General features: G+C 67.5%; 12 protein-coding genes. 3 read left to right on the forward strand and 9 right to left on the reverse strand.

Annotated elements, in window-relative coordinates; all coding sequences use genetic code 11:
- Positions 1-512 (forward strand): AraC family transcriptional regulator (locus tag GV792_RS22270; RefSeq protein ID WP_163826237.1); only part of this gene is annotated, 512 nt, incomplete at its 5' end.
- Between the two features lie 138 nt (positions 513-650).
- On the opposite strand, the gene GV792_RS22275 is transcribed toward GV792_RS22270, so the two are convergent.
- The 9 genes from GV792_RS22275 to GV792_RS22315 all read right to left on the reverse strand — a co-directional run bounded on the left by GV792_RS22275 (position 651) and on the right by GV792_RS22315 (position 12418).
- Positions 651-1397: a DUF427 domain-containing protein gene (locus GV792_RS22275; protein WP_163826238.1), complete on the reverse strand. Its 747-nt coding sequence runs from the start codon at positions 1395-1397 to the stop codon at positions 651-653.
- 67 nt (positions 1398-1464) lie between these two features.
- Positions 1465-4362 (reverse strand): VWA domain-containing protein, encoded by a 2898-nt coding sequence (locus tag GV792_RS22280; protein ID WP_163826239.1) that lies wholly within the window; start codon positions 4360-4362, stop codon positions 1465-1467.
- A 275-nt stretch (positions 4363-4637) separates the two neighbouring features.
- On the reverse strand, positions 4638-5879 hold the full coding sequence (locus GV792_RS22285; RefSeq protein WP_163826240.1) for an MFS transporter: 1242 nt from the start codon (positions 5877-5879) through the stop codon (positions 4638-4640).
- Positions 5880-5892: 13 nt separating this feature from the next.
- On the reverse strand, positions 5893-6435 hold the full coding sequence (locus GV792_RS22290) for a MarR family winged helix-turn-helix transcriptional regulator (protein ID WP_309138581.1): 543 nt from the start codon (positions 6433-6435) through the stop codon (positions 5893-5895).
- 273 nt (positions 6436-6708) lie between these two features.
- Positions 6709-7767 carry an acyl-CoA dehydrogenase family protein gene (locus GV792_RS22295; RefSeq protein ID WP_163826241.1) on the reverse strand — a complete coding sequence of 353 codons (1059 nt, stop codon included), beginning with the start codon at positions 7765-7767 and terminating at the stop codon, positions 6709-6711.
- Positions 7764-8804, reverse strand: coding sequence for an acyl-CoA dehydrogenase family protein (locus GV792_RS22300; RefSeq protein ID WP_163826242.1), 1041 nt, complete (start codon positions 8802-8804; stop codon positions 7764-7766). Before GV792_RS22300 ends, GV792_RS22295 begins: the two co-directional genes overlap by 4 nt.
- Positions 8801-9940, reverse strand: a complete 1140-nt coding sequence (locus tag GV792_RS22305; protein ID WP_163826243.1) for an acyl-CoA dehydrogenase family protein — start codon at positions 9938-9940, stop codon at positions 8801-8803. Before GV792_RS22305 ends, GV792_RS22300 begins: the two co-directional genes overlap by 4 nt.
- The gene (locus tag GV792_RS22310) at positions 9941-10843 is read right to left on the reverse strand and encodes an enoyl-CoA hydratase (RefSeq protein WP_163826244.1); all 903 of its coding nucleotides are present in this window, start codon (positions 10841-10843) and stop codon (positions 9941-9943) included.
- Positions 10844-12418 (reverse strand): FadD3 family acyl-CoA ligase, encoded by a 1575-nt coding sequence (locus tag GV792_RS22315; protein ID WP_309138580.1) that lies wholly within the window; start codon positions 12416-12418, stop codon positions 10844-10846. It abuts the gene before it with no gap.
- Between the two features lie 137 nt (positions 12419-12555).
- Here GV792_RS22315 and GV792_RS22320 point away from each other — a divergent pair, with 137 nt between their 5' ends.
- Both GV792_RS22320 and GV792_RS22325 read left to right on the forward strand, forming a co-directional pair.
- The gene (locus tag GV792_RS22320; RefSeq protein ID WP_163826299.1) at positions 12556-13731 is read left to right on the forward strand and encodes an acyl-CoA dehydrogenase family protein; all 1176 of its coding nucleotides are present in this window, start codon (positions 12556-12558) and stop codon (positions 13729-13731) included.
- Positions 13728-14531, forward strand: a complete 804-nt coding sequence (locus GV792_RS22325; protein ID WP_163826245.1) for an SDR family oxidoreductase — start codon at positions 13728-13730, stop codon at positions 14529-14531. The genes GV792_RS22320 and GV792_RS22325 overlap by 4 nt, the downstream gene beginning before the upstream one ends.
- The last annotated feature ends 114 nt before the right edge of the window (positions 14532-14645 follow it).

Raw genomic sequence — 14645 nt, forward strand, 5'->3', positions numbered from 1 at the left:
ACCCCGCCCTGCGCGCAGCCGTCGACCTGCTGGCCGCCGAGGTCGCCGAACCGCGCGCGGGCAGCGATGCCGCCATCCCCGCCATCCTCGACACCCTGCTGCTGTTCGTGCTGCGCGCCTGGTTCGACGAACAGGCTCGCGACCGAGCCGGCGGATGGGCAGGCGCGTTCACCGATCCGGCCGTCGCCGCCGCACTGCGCGCGATCCACGACGACCCCGCCAACGCGTGGACGGTTCCCGAACTCAGCGCGATCGCCGGCGTTTCCCGCGCCACCCTCGCCCGCCGCTTCACGGCCACCATCGGCGAACCCCCGCTGTCGTATCTCACCCGCTGGCGCCTGCTCACCGCCGCGCGTCTGCTCGGCGAGACCGACTCCGCGCTGGCCACGATTGCCGCCCGCGTCGGCTACACCTCCGAGTTCGCCTTCGCCAAGGCATTCAAACGGGAATACGGGGTACCGCCCGGGCAGTACCGGCGCGCGGCCGATACGCCGAGCACTGTCGCGGTCTGACGCGGCGGCCGGTCCACCATCGCCCACCTAGGTCACCGAACGGGTGGCCCGCACCGAGCCCGTCACGGATTGCGCAGGAACGCTGAGTGGTCAGGCGACAGTGGTCGCCGGTAGCGGACGCCGGCGGTTGTGCACGCCTCAGCTGAACGGCGTCTGCGGACGCTCCTGGAGTTCACCGTCGATATAGATGTCGACCTTCTCGTTGTAAAAGCAGGCCAGGCCCGCGATCTTCTGGCTCTCCGCGACCGGGGTGCGGTAGATCCACGCCAGGTCGGCGTGTTCGGTATCGCCGATGCGGATGTTCCAGTAGTCGGCATTGCCTTTGTACGGGCAGCTGCTGTGGGTGGCGGAGGGGTGCAGCAGATCCATCCGCACATCGGTGAGCGGCAGATAATACCGTGCGGGCAGGCCGGTTTCGAACAGAATGCGCGGGGCTTTCGAGTCGGCGACGGTGACGCCGTCGAGCTCCACCCGAACATTACGCGAGCTGTGCAGAATGTCGACTCGCGAGTACGGATCGCGCGGATGGACGTAGATGGGCTCGTCCTCCTCGAACCATTCGTCCATCGCATTCCAGTCCAGCCGCACCAGCTCGCTCAGCTCGGACGACTCCAGGTACCGCACCGCCGCGCCCGGCACGATGGCGCCGTCGACGACCAGGTCGTACCCGGTGCCCTCACCACGGTGGATGGATTCGCGGACACTGCCGTTGGGCTCGAGCTTCGCGCGCAGGTCGGCGACCGGGATGTAATAGGTGGGGTAGTAGGGGATCTCCCAGACCAAGGACGGCCGGGTGGTGTCGGCGACGAGCTTCCCCCCGAAATACACCCGCACCCGCTTGTGACACGGCTCGATCCTGACCTGTCCCCGCTGCGCTTCGGTCATACCTTCTGACGGTACCCCGACTCATCCGCCGCGGACGTCGGTCGCAGGTAGCGAACCATCGCTTCGTTCAGCAGCCGCAGTCGTCCTGATCGAGGTCCATTTCCACCACGACCTTCTTGATCCGCACCCGCTTCACATCGGGGTCGGGCAGTCCGATGCATTCGAGTAGGTCCTCGGCTACCCCGGTGCAGTCGCCGCTCGGTGGCTTGCCGTTCGGCACCTCGAGGATCACCGGATCTCGTTCGGGCTGGCGCACCACAACGCCGGGTGCTGGTGTGATGGCGGTGTCCCAGATGACCGGGACCCCATACGATCCGTCTCCGCGGTCCTCGGCCTTGCCGCGGATCTGCACACCCGGTATCGGCGAGATCTCGAAAATGTGGCCGCGTCCCGGGCCGATCGGGTTGCCGTACGGGTCGCGCGGGGTGATCACCAGCACCCCGTTGTCGTCGGTACCTTCGAACACGACGCCAGTAGTGCCCGGATCGATACCGGGCTCGACATGAATCGACCAGTGCGCCTCACGGCTTGCCCGGCATCGATCGCCGTAGGTCGCCACGGCCCGGAAGTGGTAAGTGCCCTCGGCCTTGGTGAGGGTCGGCAGCGGATTGTTGAAGATTCCGTCCGGCTCCATGGCTCCATCGCCGTGGGTACCGTCGTCGAAAAGGGGCACGGTGAAAGTCGAAGTCGCCACCGGTAGTGTGCCGCCGGCGGACTGCGCGATCGCCTGCAAGGTTGCGTGGAACGAGCCGACGGGATCGCTGGAGACCACAGGAGCGGACAGCTTCGCCTGGGTGGTCAGCTCGCCGAGAGCGACCCCGGGGGCGTCGATGGTCAACATGATCTGGGCGCCGTGCGGCGTGGTTCGGTCGCGATAGTGCAGCCCGACCATCGGATCCACCGTGTCGCCTGTGTATACCCGACCACGGCGTACCAGTGGCGTGAGCTTCGGACCGCCGGAGCAGACCACAAGGAAGAAATAGCGAACGTCGGTCGGCGGGGGCGGGAACTCCCCGCCGGTGGGCACTCGATCGACGACGCATTGCCAAGTCCCGTCGCGCTCCGACTCGTAGGGCAGTGGGATACGCCAGAACAACCAACTGCGGCCGCGGACCGGCTGGATTCGCCTGTCGCCGACCACCTTTCCCGAGGGTGTGGATACCCGGGCTCGCAGAGGTGCCGCCAGATCGTCCCAGCCGAGGATGACAGTGATCCGCTCCTCGCCGCAGACATCGAAACGGTGCGGTTCGGATTGTTTCTTGTCGGCGGGTAGCAGGAAGTCCGGATCTGTGAGCGCGCCACTCTCGAACATGTTGCCGAACGCCAGACCGAAGAACTTGCGCAAGGACAGGCCATCGAGGGCGCGGGTGAAGTGGCCGCCGTGGTCGTGTGCGAGCCGGTTGAGCAGGGCTGCGTCGATGTCGGCGTCGGAGCCGAAACCGATGGCGTTGATCTCGGTCGCACCGAGGTGCGGCTCGATCTCTTGGATTGTCGGGGCCGTGTTCTGCAGCCCGTCGGTGAGCAACAGAATCGCGTTGTCGGCCGGTCCGCCGGTCAGCGCGAGTTGGGCGGACCCCAACCCGGCACCGATACTCGTTGCCCCATTCGCGGTGATCGCACCGATCGTGCCGGTGGTGAAGGGGGGTGGTCCCACAAGAGCGGGTTTGGCCGTCGCCGTGGCCGCGGGTTGCGTGTCGATACTCGATGTCGACGAATACGTAGCCAGCCCCAATCGGTCCCCACCGTTTTCGCGTACCAGCTGCACGAACAAGGCCGCCGCGTCCTTCGCCTCGTCGAGTTTGCTACGCCCGACCGGTGGGGCGCTGCTCGACATGCTGCCCGACCTGTCGAGCACCACCATGACGTCCATCGGCGCCGGTGGCGGCGGTGGCGTGGAAAGGCCGGCGATCACGTTGGCTATCGGCGCGAAGGAGACACCGCATCCTGCGCCCGAGGCCAATGGGCCGCCGACTACCTGGCCGTTCACGTCGAAAAGGGATGAGCCGGAGCTGCCGCCGGCGAAATCGAAGCCGGAGATGGTGCCGCCATCGTGCACGCCCGCCTGAGTCTTCTTCGCAGCGCCGTTGGGGTGGTGCATGGTGAAGATCGTCTCGCCATTCATCAGCGTGGCGCTGCGCATCGGGAGCGGCGCGGGCAGGGCGCCGGGAGCAGCGTCAAGCCGCAGCACCACCCAGTCCGTCGAGACCGGTGGATTGGAGCCGGTCGGCGGGCTGCCGGAGGCGACCTCGCCGAGAACCTTGAAGAAACGAGTGCCATGGCCGGCGGGCCTGGTCCCGTCGCAGTTGGGGTGATAGTCGAAGGTCACCGAGGCGCTGCGCAGATCCTCGCGAGAGGGATCGGTCAGGCAATGCCGGGCCGTGAGGAACAGGTCGGCGCCGATCAGTGTCCCCGTGCAGCTCGAGACATGGCCGTCGTGTACTTCCACGATGATGCCGGTCGCGGCCTTGACCCGGTTCTTCACCGAATCCGGCACCGCGGGCGCCAGCGAGCACGCCGCGTTGCGCCATGCGAAGCCCGGATTGCACTCCAACCTGGTCTCATAGATCGGCTCTTGGTAGGGGCTGGTGTGCAGGAAGACGTCGGGATTGCTCTGGCTGCCGATCGATGTTCCAGGCGCCTGGCCAGGCGTGATCGACGGTTCACCGACGCCATAGTCGCGCAGTCTGGCGGTGCCGGTCCCGCCGACGATGCGGATCCGGATCGGCCCGGCGCCAGGGTCGGCCGGTCGGGTCCACAGGGTCGCTCCGGAGCCTGCGGAGAACACGTCTTGTCCATAGCCGAGGTCGACCGTCAGTTCGGCCCCGCCGGTCAGGTTGACGTTGTCGAAGTGGAGGATGACGAACCTCGCGGGGCCGACCGGCCCGGAAGCCGGGACCAGGTCGATACCGGATGCCTCGGTCAGGGTTCGTCCGTCGGCGACGACGCGTCCGAGATTGTGAGTCATGACGGCCTTCCATCCTTCGGGATCGAACTGGCCTACACCCCACCGATGGATGAGGCAGGCGCTCTGGCGGTGCGTCCCACATCGTCGAGCGTCTCTGACGTTACGAATCGCCGTGTCCAGCGTCATGCGTAGTCGACTACCCGAAATATCGAACGGGAGGTCGCGCTGGGATCAGGTGGGCGCGTACGAGTAGCCCATGCGCGCGACAGGTCGAGCAGGGCATAGCACAGGCCCCGCCGGGTGGGCGGGGCCTGTGGGTCGAACGGCCGAGGTCGTCAGTCGCCGACGGTAATCGCTTGCGCCTCTTCGACGCTGTGCGGTTCGGGATCGTGATCGTCGATATGAGCGAGGGCGGATCGTCCGCCGAGCAGGACGAGTACGGCGACCGCGGTGCAGGCGGCACCCACCCAGAACGGCAGTGCGGTGTTGTGCTCACCGAGCTTGCCCGCCAGCCATGGTGCCGCGGCACCGCCGGCGAAGCGGACGAAGCTGTAGGCGGCCGACGCGGTCGAACGTTCGACCGGCGCGGAGATCATCACGGCCTCGGTGATCAGGGTGTTGTTCACGCCAAGGAACAGACCGGCCAGAACCACACCGACGATCAGCACGGGCTTGTGCTCGGCGAACATGGCCATCACCGCGAGGTCGGCGGCGAACAGCGCCAGCGCGAGACCCATCATCGGCAGGGTGCCGAAGCGGCGTTGCAGCACGGGAGCGAAGTACACCGACGCCACGGCGAGCATCAGGCCCCAGCCGAAGAAGATGAAGCCGATCGCGTAGGTGCCCATGTCCAACGGGAACGGGGTGTAGGCGAGCAGGGTGAAAAAGCCGAAGTTGTAGAACAGCGCGGTCAGGCTCACCACGAGCAGGCCGCGGTGGCGCAGCGCCTTGAACGGCGCGGTGATCGAGGTCGGTTCGGCGGGCTTCGGCGTCTCGGGCAGCAGCACCACGAGGCAGATGAACGCGACGGCCATCAGCACGGAAACGCCGAAGAATGGTCCACGCCAGCTGATCCCGCCCAGCAGGCCGCCGACGAGCGGGCCGGTCGCGATGCCGATACCGAGCGCCGCCTCGTACAGGATGATGGCGCGCGCGACACCACCGCTGGCCGCGCCGACGATGGTCGCCAGTGCTGTCGCGATGAACAGGGCATTACCCAGCCCCCAGCCCGCACGGAAACCGACGATCTGTTCGACGCTGTTCGACATACCCGCCAGCGCCGCGAACACCACGATGATGGCCAAGCCGGCCAGCAGTGTCTTCTTCGCGCCGAACCGGCTCGACACCACACCCGTTATCAGCATTGCCACGCCGGTGACCAGCATGTAGCTGGTGAACAGCAGCGATACCTGCGACGGCGAGGCATCGAGCTGCTCACCGATCGGCTTGAGAATCGGGTCGACCAGACCGATGCCCATGAACGCGATGACGCTCGCGAAGGCGACGGCCCACACCGCCTTGGGTTGCTTGGTCTTCTCTGCTGCGGGCGCGGCGCTGTGCGTCCTGGTCGTTGTCATCTGTGCTCCTTTGTCATGAGCGGGGCCCTCCGTGGTGACGCTTCGCTGCCGCCTCCAGGCCTGACCGCTCATGACGGTGGGGTTCCCTCGGTGTCGTTTCGTGCCGGTGCGTGTCGTCGGTTGCTTTGAGCGCGTCCAGCAATTCGGTGAGTTCGGCCTCCAGCCGGATCAGTCGGTCGGTGTCGTAGCCGGGCAGTCGCGCGGCGAGCGCGGCGCCGAAGGCTCGGCGGGATTCGACCAGCCGCTCGCGTCCGGCCGGGGTGAGGGCGATGACAACGGCCCTGGCATCGTCCGGGTCTTTGTGCCGGGTGGCGTATCCGTCCGCGACCAACTTGCCGATCAGCGCCGTTGCCGCCGGTTGTGAACATCGATCGATGCGGGCGAATTCGCTGACCCGTAGTTCACCGTGCTCGTCGAGCACCGACAGTGCCCGCAGTTCCGCGCGCGGTGGGAGGTCATCACCACTGATCACCCCGGCCAGCCGAGTCAGCCGAGCGGCGTTGACCACGAGATCGACGACGATGTCCTCCGTGGACGTCACGTTGCTCTGCTGCACCCGAATATTATTACATAAGCTAACTATCTATTCGTGGTGAAATGAGTCACCGGAGTGGCGCGTTGGCCGTCGCGTGGGCCGAGCGGTGCCCGGCTGACCGCCGATCATGCGGTGCCGACTTCTCGGATCGCACCGACCCATCCCACTGCGCGGATGGGCGACCGTGACGTGGGCGGATCCCGCCGCGGCCGGTGCACACGTTGCGGACCCTGAAGATGTGACTGCCCGGCCGCGCATCACAGCGCGGCCGGGCAGGCGAGGTGAGCAGTCCGCTTACGCCGAGTGGGGAAGCGGTCGGTGGTGCGGCTTACCGAACAGCAGTGCGTCGCCGTGGGCCCGCTTGAAGTGCAGGTGGGCGTCGTGCTCCCAGGTGATGGCGATGCCGCCGTGCAACTGGATCATCTCGGCGGCCACCGTCGAGTAGGCCTCCGAGCAGTGGCGGCGGGCGACCCAGACGTCCTCGGCGGCCGACGGGCTGTCGGCGCCGACCGCGAACGTCGCGGCATAGGAGGTGGACTTGGCGGATTCGACCAGCACATACATATCGGCCATGCGGTGCTTGAGCGCCTGGAAGCTACCGATCGGCCTGCCGAACTGCACCCGAGACTTCGCGAATTCGACCGTCAGCTCCAGGCACTGTTCGGCGGCGCCGACCTGCTCGGCCGCCAGTGCAGCCCAGGCGATCTCGCGCAACCGGGTGATGATCGGCGTCGAGTCGCCGGTGCCGAGCCTGCGCCCGGTCACGTTCGTGAATGTGATCTCGCCGAGCTTGCGCGTCGGATCCATGGTGGCGGACGCGCGGCGCTCGATACCCGCCGCAGCCGGATCGACCTCGAACAGGCCGGACTCGGTGACGACAATCAACGTCGCGGCATGGTTGGCGTCGAGGACGTAGTGCGCCGTGCCGTTGAGGGTATCGCCCTCGGCACGGACGCCGAAGCTGTCCCAGCCGTCCGCGCCGGCCCAGCACACGGCAATCGTCCTTGCACCCTCGGCCACCTCGGGCAGTAACCGCTCGCAGGCCTCGGAATCCCCGGACAACAGCACCGCCTGCGCGCCGAGCACCGCCGACCCGAGCATCGGGACACCAGCCAGCGACCGGCCCAATTCCCCGACCACCAGCAGAGATTCGACCAGGCTTGCCCCGAACCCGCCGTACTCCTCGGGAATCGCCAATGCCGTGACCCCCACCTGCTCACACAGCGTCCGCCACAGTGCGGCGTCGTAACCGAGCTCGCTCTCCAGCGCCTCCCGGCCGACCGCGGGCCCACCGCTACGAGCGACGGCTCCGCGCACTGCGGCGACGAGTTCCTGCTGCTCCTCGGTGATCACGCAACATCTCCGTTCTTGCCTGCGGCGCGCAGCGCTGCGGCGATGCGCGCGCGGTGGAAGTCCGGTGTGCCCCACGCCGAACGGAGCGCGGTGACCTTGGTGAGCAGCAACGACAGGTCGTACTCGGCGGTGTAGCCGATGGCGCCGTGCACCTGGAGGCCGGTGCGTGCGGCAAGGTGGGCGGCATCACCGCAGGCAACCAGGGCCGCGGACACGTCGCGACTACGGTCTGGACCGCCTGCGGTCAGCGCCGCGCGGTGCAGCAGCGGCTCGGCCAGGTCGAGGGCGATGAGCACATCGGCGAGCTTCTGCTTCACGGCCTGGAACTCGCCGATCGGTCGGCCGAACTGTTTGCGCTGCTTGGCGTATTCGGTCGCCGCGTCGAGCAGGCCGCGGCCTGCGCCGAGCAGTTGCGCAGCGCAGGCCAGTGCACCGGCATCGAAACCGGCGGCGATGGCGTTCGCGGCCTGCTCGCCCTCGGCGATCACCTCGTCCGGTACGACAGTGAACAACCGCCGCGCCGGATCGACCGAACGCACCTGCTCACCGACTCGCGCGGTATGCAGACCGCTGCGGTCGGCCACCAGGATCACATCCGCGATATCGGCGTCAAGCGCGATCGCACCACGCGCCGGCGTGGCGAACGCGATGGTGCCGACGGTGGTTCCCGCCGCGATGCCGGGCAGCCATCGTGTGGCAGCGCTCGACTCGCCTTCGGCATCGGTAGCCCCGGCAAGCGCTTGCAGCACACCGGGAATCGCCGCCGCGGATTCCACCAGCGGTCCCGGCGCCGCCGAGCGTCCGAGCTCACCGAAGGCCACCACCAGGTCGATCGGTTCGGCACCGATACCGTCGTACTCCTCGGCGACGGCGAGTCCGAACACTCCCGCCTCGGCCAGCTGTTCGATCAGCGCGCGTCCGGCCGCGTGCTCACCCGCAGCCCAGGCGCGGACCGCGGCGGGTGGCTTACCGGCGTCGAGCAGCTTGCGCACACTGGCGGCGAAATCGACGTGTTCCGGGCTGAGTGCGAACCTCATCGGCCGCCTCCTCTCGGTAGGCCGAGGAGCCGCTCGGCGATGATGTTGCGTTGGATCTCGTTGGTACCGGCGTAGATCGGGCCCGACAGCGAGAACAGGTAGCCGTCGGTCCACGGTCCGGCCTGTTCGGCGGTGTCACCGAGCAGATCCAGCGCCGTTTCGTGCATGGCGATATCGAGTTCGGACCAGAACACCTTGGTGATCGAGGATTCCGCGCCGAGCTTGCCGCCCTCGTTCAGCCGGGTAACGGTGCCGAAGGTGTGCAGCCGATAGGCCTCGCTGCCGATCCAGGCGTCCACCACGGCATCGCGCGCGGCGGTGCCCGCGTCCTCGGTGCTCGACCACAGCTCGATCAGCCGTTGTGCGGTGGCGCTGAAGCGGCCGGGGCTGCGCAGCGACAGTCCGCGTTCATTGCTGGAGGTGCTCATGGCGACCCGCCAGCCCTCGTTGGGGGCGCCGATGACATCGGAGTCCGGGACGAACACCTCGTCGAGGAAGATCTCCGCGAAACCGGGCTCGCCGTCGAGCTGCGGAATCGGGCGCACGGTGACACCCTCGGCGTCCAGCCCGAACATCACGTAGGTGAGTCCGCGATGCCGTTCGGCTTCCGGGTCACTACGGAACAGGCCGAAGGCCCGGTCCGCGTAGGCCGCACGCGAACTCCACGTCTTCTGTCCGCTCAGCAGCCAGCCGCCGTCGGTGCGGCGCGCGGTGGAGCGGATACCGGCCAGGTCGCTGCCCGCTTCCGGCTCCGACCAGGCCTGCGCCCAGATGTCGTCGCCGCGGGCCATGCGCGGCATGATCCGCGCCAGCTGCTCGGGCGTGCCGTGCTCGAACAGGGTGGGCGCCAGCAGGAAGATGCCGTTCTGGCTCACCCTGCCGGGCGCGGCCGCCGCGTAGTACTCCTGCTCGAACAGCACCCATTCCAGCAGCGATGCGTCACGTCCACCGAACTCTTCCGGCCACGACACCACCGAGTACCTGGCCTCGGCGAGGGTGTGCTCCCACTCCCGATGCGCCTGGAACCCGGCCTTGGTGTCCATCGACGGCAACGGCTGGGCCGGCTTGTTCGCGGCCAGAAAATCGCGGACCTCCAACTGGAAGTCGCGGGTGGCCTTATCCAGATCCAGATCCACTTATTTCGCCCCGTTCTGCGTGGCGTCGGCCTGTGCCGAACTCGCCGTGGCCTTCATTGATTTGGCGTTCATACCGCCGAGGGAGTCCGCGCCGACCTCCGCGTTGTGGGCGTGCGCGAAATGGTGCAGGCCGAACACCGAGTCCATGCCCGCGCGCATCCCCATCAGATCCTCGGCCTGGTTGACAGCCTTCTTGGTCAGCGCGAGGCCGAACTGCGGCATGGTCGCGATCTTGTCGGCCAGTGCGAAGGTCTCGGTCTCCAGCTCCTCGCGCGGCACGACCCGGTTGACCATGCCCCATTCCTTGGCCTGCTCGGCACTGAACCGGTCACCGGTGAACAGGAACTCCTTCGCCGCCCGCGGACCGAGCACCCACGGATGCGCGAAGTACTCGACACCCGGAATCCCCATCCGGACCACGGGATCGGAGAAGAACGAGTCCTCGGAGGCGACGATGAGATCGCATACCCAGGCCAGCATGAGTCCACCCGCGATGCAGGCACCCTGCACCATGGCGATGGTCGGCTTGGGGATCTCGCGCCAACGACGGCACATCCCGAGGTACACCTCGGTCTCGCGCGCGAAGCGCTGATCGCCACCGACCCGGTCCACGTGATCCCACCACAGGGCGGCCTTGTTCGGGTAACGCACGTGATGGTCGCGGCCCGGCGTGCCGATATCGTGTCCGGCGCTGAAATGCTTGCCGTTGCCGGCCAGCACGATGACACCGACCTCCGGATCCTCCACGGCCCGCTCGAACGCGGCGTCGAGTGCGTAGGTCATCACCGAGTTCTGGGCGTTGCGGTAGTCCGGGCGGTTCATGGTGATGACAGCGACCGCGCCGCGGCGCTCATAGATCACCACATCCGGTTCGAACGGCACCGCTGCTTCTTCGGCAGGCATTTACGACTTCTCCTCACGTAGTTGACGTTTGAGCACCTTCCCGGCGGCGCTGTAGGGCAGCTGGTCGCGGAATTCGACGACGCGCGGCACCTTGAAATTGGCCAGCACGGTGGTGGCGTGGGCGATCACCTGCTCTTCGGTGAGCGCGGACCCGGGTTTGCGCACGACATAGGCCTTGCCGACCTCACCCATCCGGGTATCGGGCACCCCGATGACGGCCGATTCGGCGACGCCGTCGAGCCGGGCCAGTGCCTGCTCGATCTCGGCGGGATAGACGTTGAAGCCGCCGCTGATGTACATGTCCTTGAGCCGGTCGGTGATCTTCAGGTAGCCGCGCTCGTCGACGGTGCCGATATCGCCGGTGTGCAGCCAGCCGTCGGCGTCGATGGTCTCGGCGGTGGCCTTGGGATCATCGAGGTAACCGAGCATGACGTTGGGTCCGCGCAGCAGCACCTCACCGGTGGTGTCGATCCGCAGCTCGTAGCCGGCGATGGCGCGACCACAGGTGTTGGCGATGGTTTCGGCGTCGTCCTCGGCTCGGCACATGGTGCCGAAGCCTGCCGATTCCGACAGTCCGTACGCGGTGATCACCACATCGAAGGCGAGCTCCGAACGCATCCGTTCGATCAGTACCACCGGGACCGTCGCGGCGCCGGTGACCGCGACGCGCAGCGAACTCAGGTCGTACTGCTGCCTGTCGGGGAACTCGAGGATGGTCTGGTAGATCGTCGGCGGCCCCGGCAGCACGGTGATCTTCTCCTGGCCGATCATCCGCATCGTCTGCGGCACATCGAACACCACCTGCGGCACGATCGTCGCGCCGGTGACCAGGCAGGCGAGGATGCCCGCCTTATAGCCGAAGTTGTGGAAGAACGGGTTGACGATCAGGTAGCGGTCCGAGCTGTCGAGCGTCGAGCACTCGACCCACGCGCGCACCACCGACAGCGCCTGCCGCTGCGCGACCAGCGTCCCCTTGCTGCGTCCGGTGGTGCCCGAGGTGAACAGGATGTCGGCGACGTCGTCGGGGCTGACATCTTCCGCCCGCTCGCGCGCCTGCTCACGGGTCACCGGCTCGGCAACCCGCGGCAGCTCCGACCAGTCGATTACCCGGGGATCGGCCGAGGCCACCGATGACGACTCGACCGTCATCGGTGCCTCGACCGGGATGACCACGATGGTCGGGATATCGAGATCAGGCGCGGCGGCCAGCAGTTCGGTGAGCCGCTCGCGCCGTAGGAACGGCCCGGAGATGAACAACGCCTTGGCATGCACCCGGCGCAGCACGTCGGCCGCCTCGTCTGCGGTGTAGCGGGTGTTGAGCGGAACCAGCGCCGCGCCGCAGTAGTGCGCGGCCAATGCGGCGGTGATCCAGTGATGGGTGTTCGGCGCCCACATCGCGATCCGGTCGCCGCGCTCCACCCCACGTGCGATGAGCGCCCGAGCCACGTCTTGCACCGCTTCCAGCAACTGTGTCCAGTCCAGGCGTATGTCACCGTCGGCCACGGCCGGTGCGGTGCCGAAGGTGTACGCCGCATCGTGCAGCGCCATCGGGGTGGTCTGTGCAGGGGTTGTCACGGGTTGTCCTCACCGTCGGTGCGGTCAGTAAGACCAGAGTCTTACAAAGCAAGTGCTTGGTAGGTTATCCTACCGGCGTGGGTGCGATCCAGACCTCAGAATCCGACACCGGCCGCAACGGCGGGCCGACTTCGGCGATATCGGCTGCTACCGGCGACGATGCCGCCTTCCGCGCGGAGATCCGGGCATGGCTGACGGAGAACCTGAACGGCGAATACAAGCAGCTGCGTGGCCTCGGCGGTCCCGGCCGCGAGCACGAGGCGTTCGACGAACGGCTGGCCTGGGATCGCCATCTGGCGGCGTCCGGGTGGACCTGCCTTGGCTGGCCGAAGGAATACGGCGGGCGTGAGGCGACCGTCCGGCAGCAGATCATCTTCCACGAGGAGTACGCCAAGGCCGACGCGCCCGCGCGGGTCTCTCACGTCGGTGAGGAACTGCTCGGCCCGACCGTGCTCGCCTTCGGTACCGAGGCACAGAAGCAACGCTTCCTGCCCGGTATCCGGACCGTCAGCGAGCTGTGGTGCCAGGGCTATTCCGAACCCGGCGCAGGCTCCGACCTGGCCGCCGTCACCACCTCGGCGCGGCTGGACGGTGACGAATGGTCGATCAACGGCCAGAAGATCTGGACCTCGCTGGCGCACGTTGCCGACTGGTGCTTCGTGGTCGCGCGCACCGAGCCCGGCTCCAAGCGGCACAAAGGCCTGTCCTATCTGCTGGTTCCCATGAAGCAGCCGGGCGTCACCGTGCGCCCGATCAATCAGCTCACCGGCACCTCGGAATTCAACGAGGTCTTCTTCGACGACGCTCGCACCACCGCCGACCTGGTCGTCGGCGAGCCCGGTGACGGCTGGCGCATCGCCATGGGCACGCTGACCTTCGAACGCGGCATCTCCACCCTCGGCCAGCAGATCCGCTTCGAGCGCGAACTCGCCGGCGTCGAGGAAATGGCCCGCACGACCGGCGCCCTCGACGACCCGCTGATCGCCGACCAGATCGATCGCGCCTGGGTCGGGCTGCGGGTACTGCGCGCGCACGCCATGCGCACCATGGAAAACGCGGGTGCCGATGACGGCGGTGGCCAGGCCTCGGTCGCGAAACTGCTGTGGGCCAACTGGCATCGCGGGCTCGGCGAACTCGCCATGGCTGTCCGCGGAGCGGCGGGCCTGGTGGCCGCCGACGACGATCTCGACGAATGGCAGCGGTTGTACCTGTTCACCCGCGCCGACACCATCTACGGAGGTTCGAACGAAGTGCAGCGCAACATCATCTCCGAGCGCGTGCTCGGTCTGCCGCGGGAGGCTCGTCCGTCATGAGTGAAAGCGTTTCGTTGTCTGTCGCGCCCGCAGTGGTGGCCGGACATGGTCTGCTGACCGATCGGAAAGCGGTGGTCACCGCCGCAGCCGGTACCGGTATCGGCTCGGCGACGGCGCGGAGGCTGCTGTCGGAGGGCGCGGACGTCGTCGTCTCCGACTGGCATGAGCGCAGGCTGGGGGAGACCCGCGCCGAGCTGAGTGCCGAATTCCCCGACCGCAAGGTCGAGGCCATCGTCTGCGATGTGTGCAGCACCGAACAGGTCGACGAACTGGTGCGCGGCGCCGCCGCGGCGCTGGGCCGGGTCGACATCTTCGTCAACAATGCCGGCCTCGGCGGTGAGACCCCCGTGGTCGATATGACCGATGAGCAGTGGGACCGGGTGCTCGATGTGACCCTCAACGGCACCTTCCGCTGCACCCGCGCCGAACTCGCCTACTTCCGCGAGGCCGGCCACGGAGGTGTCGTGGTCAACAATGCCAGCGTGCTCGGCTGGCGCGCCCAGTACGGTCAGGCCCATTACGCCGCGGCCAAGGCGGGCGTCATGGCATTGACCAGGTGCAGTGCGGTCGAGGCCGCGGAGCTGGGTGTGCGGATCAATGCCGTCGCGCCGAGCATCGCTCGGCACGCCTTCCTGGACAAGGTCAGCTCCACCGAGCTGCTCGATCGGCTGTCCGAACGTGAGGCCTTCGGCCGGGCCGCCGAACCATGGGAGGTCGCGGCCACGATCGCCATGCTGGCCAGCGACTACACCACATACCTGACCGGCGAGATCGTCTCCATCAGCAGCCAGCGCGCTTGAGCAGCGGCGGTCCCGCCTCTCCGCGTTTCTTGGCCAGACTCAGGTGCTGGATCGGTAGCGCTGGCGAGTGTCGGTGGGGGTGTGGCCGGGTTAGCCCGTGCCCGGTGAGTTACC

Origin of the sequence: Nocardia cyriacigeorgica (genome assembly GCF_010868145.1) — a bacterium.
Lineage (GTDB): Bacteria > Actinomycetota > Actinomycetes > Mycobacteriales > Mycobacteriaceae > Nocardia > Nocardia cyriacigeorgica_D.

Coding starts and splice junctions, on each gene's coding strand:
- GV792_RS22285 (WP_163826240.1), bottom strand. CDS start 5,879: ATGACAACGACCAGGACGCACAGCGCCGCGCCCGCAGCAGAGAAGACC.
- GV792_RS22310 (WP_163826244.1), bottom strand. CDS start 10,843: ATGCCTGCCGAAGAAGCAGCGGTGCCGTTCGAACCGGATGTGGTGATC.
- GV792_RS22300 (WP_163826242.1), bottom strand. CDS start 8,804: ATGAGGTTCGCACTCAGCCCGGAACACGTCGATTTCGCCGCCAGTGTG.
- GV792_RS22325 (WP_163826245.1), top strand. CDS start 13,728: ATGAGTGAAAGCGTTTCGTTGTCTGTCGCGCCCGCAGTGGTGGCCGGA.
- GV792_RS22275 (WP_163826238.1), bottom strand. CDS start 1,397: ATGACCGAAGCGCAGCGGGGACAGGTCAGGATCGAGCCGTGTCACAAG.
- GV792_RS22280 (WP_163826239.1), bottom strand. CDS start 4,362: ATGACTCACAATCTCGGACGCGTCGTCGCCGACGGACGAACCCTGACC.